The 3,074-nt window shown below is 36.3% G+C and carries 3 protein-coding genes; 1 reads left to right on the forward strand and 2 read right to left on the reverse strand.

The window, feature by feature from the left end; genetic code table 11:
• The first annotated feature begins 192 nt into the window (after positions 1–192).
• Positions 193–1,920 (forward strand): septation ring formation regulator EzrA, encoded by a 1,728-nt coding sequence (ezrA, locus tag SMIDD26_RS05125; protein ID WP_061439311.1) that lies wholly within the window; start codon positions 193–195, stop codon positions 1,918–1,920.
• A 185-nt stretch (positions 1,921–2,105) separates the two neighbouring features.
• Here ezrA and SMIDD26_RS05130 read toward each other — a convergent pair whose 3' ends face one another.
• Both SMIDD26_RS05130 and SMIDD26_RS05135 read right to left on the reverse strand, forming a co-directional pair.
• Entirely contained in the window at positions 2,106–2,405 is a 300-nt protein-coding gene (locus tag SMIDD26_RS05130) for a DUF1827 family protein (protein WP_061439313.1), read from the reverse strand.
• A 210-nt stretch (positions 2,406–2,615) separates the two neighbouring features.
• Positions 2,616–3,068, reverse strand: a complete 453-nt coding sequence (locus SMIDD26_RS05135; RefSeq protein WP_061439315.1) for an NUDIX hydrolase — start codon at positions 3,066–3,068, stop codon at positions 2,616–2,618.
• Positions 3,069–3,074 lie beyond the last annotated feature (6 nt).

Here is a 3,074-nt window from a genome sequence, read left to right on the forward strand (position 1 = left end):
ACGATGCTGCAGAAGCAGATAAAATCTTTGATATGTTGATGGGGGAGTCGAGTAGAGCCTCGTCGTGAGTTTATCGAAGAAAATGCTGTCTATAGTACACTTGATGTCTAAAAAATCGGGAGAAGTAGTTCCCTTGGTCTAAAAAATATGATATAATCATTACGATTGTTTCAAGTAAAAAAGGAGTTTGATATGTCTAATGGACAACTAATTTATTTAATGGTTGCAATTGCAGTCATTTTAGTTCTGGCTTATGTAGTGGCAATCTTTCTACGTAAGCGAAACGAGGGAAGATTAGAGGCGCTAGAAGAAAGAAAAGAAGAACTATACAATCTTCCAGTAAATGATGAAGTAGAAGCTGTAAAAAATATGCACTTGATTGGACAAAGTCAAGTGGCTTTCCGTGAATGGAATCAAAAATGGGTCGATTTATCTCTCAACTCTTTTGCCGATATTGAAAATAATCTCTTTGAAGCAGAAGGCTATAACCATTCATTTCGTTTTCTCAAGGCCAGTCATCAAATTGACCAAATTGAGAGTCAAATTACTTTGATTGAAGAAGATATTGCTGAAATTCGCAATGCTTTGGCAGACTTAGAGAAGCAAGAATCTAAAAATAGTGGTCGTGTTCTTCATGCTTTGGATTTATTTGAGGAACTTCAGCATAGAGTTGCTGAAAATTCAGAACAGTATGGTCAAGCCTTGGATGAAATTGAAAAACAATTAGAAAATATCCAATCTGAATTTTCACAATTTGTAACCTTGAATTCATCGGGTGACCCAGTAGAAGCTGCTGTGATTTTGGATAATGCTGAAAATCATATCTTGGCTTTGACACATATCGTTGATCGTATACCAGCAATTGTAACAACATTATCTAAAGAGCTACCAGATCAACTAGAAGATTTAGAAGATGGTTATCGTAAGCTCTTAGATGCTAATTATCATTTTGTTGAAACGGATATTGAAGCGCGTTTCCACTTGCTTTATGAAGCATTCAAGAAAAACCAAGAGAATATTCGTCAGTTGGAATTGGATAATGCCGAATATGAGAATGGGCAGGCACAAGAGGAAATCAATGCCTTGTATGATATTTTTACTCGAGAAATTGCTGCTCAGAAAGTAGTGGAAAATCTACTTGCAACTCTTCCAACTTACCTTCAACATATGAAAGAGAATAATACTTTATTGGGAGAAGATATTGCACGTTTGAGTAAGACCTATTTACTTCCTGAGACAGCTGCAAGCCATGTTCGTCGTATTCAGACAGAATTAGAGAGTTTTGAGGCAGCTATTGTTGAGGTAACTTCAAATCAAGAAGAACCAACCCAAGCTTATTCAGTTCTTGAAGAAAATCTTGAATCTTTACAGGAAAATCTTAAAGATATTGAAGATGAGCAAATTTCAGTTAGTGAGCGCCTGACACAAATTGAGAAAGATGATATCAATGCACGTCAAAAGGCCAATGTTTATGTCAATCGTCTCCATACTATCAAGCGATACATGGAAAAACGCAATCTGCCAGGTATTCCACAAACTTTCTTGAAGTTATTCTTTACGGCAAGCAATAATACCGAGGATTTAATGGTTGAGTTAGAACAGAAAATGATTAACATTGAATCTGTTACCCGAGTTCTTGAAATTGCAACGAATGATATGGAAGCTTTAGAAACGGAAACTTATAATATTGTACAATATGCAACTTTGACAGAACAATTATTACAGTATTCTAACCGTTACCGCTCATTTGATGAACGCATTCAAGAAGCATTTAACGAAGCTTTAGATATTTTTGAAAAAGAATTTGATTATCATGCTTCATTTGACAAGATTTCTCAAGCATTGGAAGTGGCAGAGCCTGGTGTAACCAATCGCTTTGTTACCTCATATGAGAAAACACGTGAAACGATTCGTTTTTAATAAAAGAAAAAGATTTGATTGTGTGAGAAACAGAATCAAATCTTTTTCTATAGTAATATCGTGAGCAAAAGGATTCAAAATGATAAAAACGCATAATAGCGGGTTTAGGAACTCTTGCTACTATGCGTTTTATTATGGAAAGACTTATTGGACTTTCTCTCAAATCGAGTTTTTACTCAAGTTCTTTATTTGATTGGAATTGAAATTCCAATCAATTTTTCTGAGTAGAGTGTCTTGATATTGGCCTCATCAATAGATTCCTTATCAATTTTACGTTTCAAGAAAAATTCTTGAATGGTTTCGATTTCAGGCTCACGAATAGCACGGTGTTTATTTGAGATGAGGATTTCATAGTGAAGCGGAGCTTGGGTAAAAATAACATCTGTATTCCCTGCAGAATAAACCTCAACAAGGGTTGCATCTGTACTTTCTAGCTGGCTTTTTACAAGTTGCGAGTGTGAGTTTGTCGTATTGATAAGCTTCATAACATTTCCTCCGATTTTCTAATTCTATTATAGCACTTTTTGAATAAAGTCGCTTGATTTATACTCAATGAAAATCAAAGAGCAAACTAGGAAGCTAGCCGCAGGTTGCTCAAAACACAGTTTTGAGGTTGTAGATAAGACTGACGAAGTCAGTGACCATATCTACGGTAAGGCGACGCTGACGTAGTTTGAAGAGATTTTCGAAGAGTATTAGCCAATTTTATGCTGTTTTTTCCAAGATTGAATAGCCCATTTATGGCTACCACGTTTGAGGTTCTCAATAGCCTCGTCAATAGGGAACCAGGCAATATGATTAAAGTCTTCTAGTGGTTTTTGAACTTCCTTGAAAGAAGTCGCTTCATAGAGGTAGGCAGGATTGTAGTAGTAGGTATCACGGTGACGAGAGTAGAAATATTCGTCAGCTTGTCCGTAATAAGTACCAATTTCAGCTGTGAAACCAAGCTCTTCAATCAATTCACGCTTTAGGGCTTCCTGATGATTTTCACCTGATTCAATTTCGCCACCTGGTAAGAACCAAGCACCATTAGGAGCTTGAACTAAAACTATTTGTTTTTGTTCAGCGTCAGGGATAACTGCATACACTCCATAGCGTGCAACATAGTCTGTATTCGTCTTTTTTTCTCCGAAAGTTGGGTTTGCCATTGAATT

The organism is Streptococcus mitis, assembly GCF_001579035.1.
In the GTDB taxonomy this organism is placed as follows: domain Bacteria; phylum Bacillota; class Bacilli; order Lactobacillales; family Streptococcaceae; genus Streptococcus; species Streptococcus mitis_J.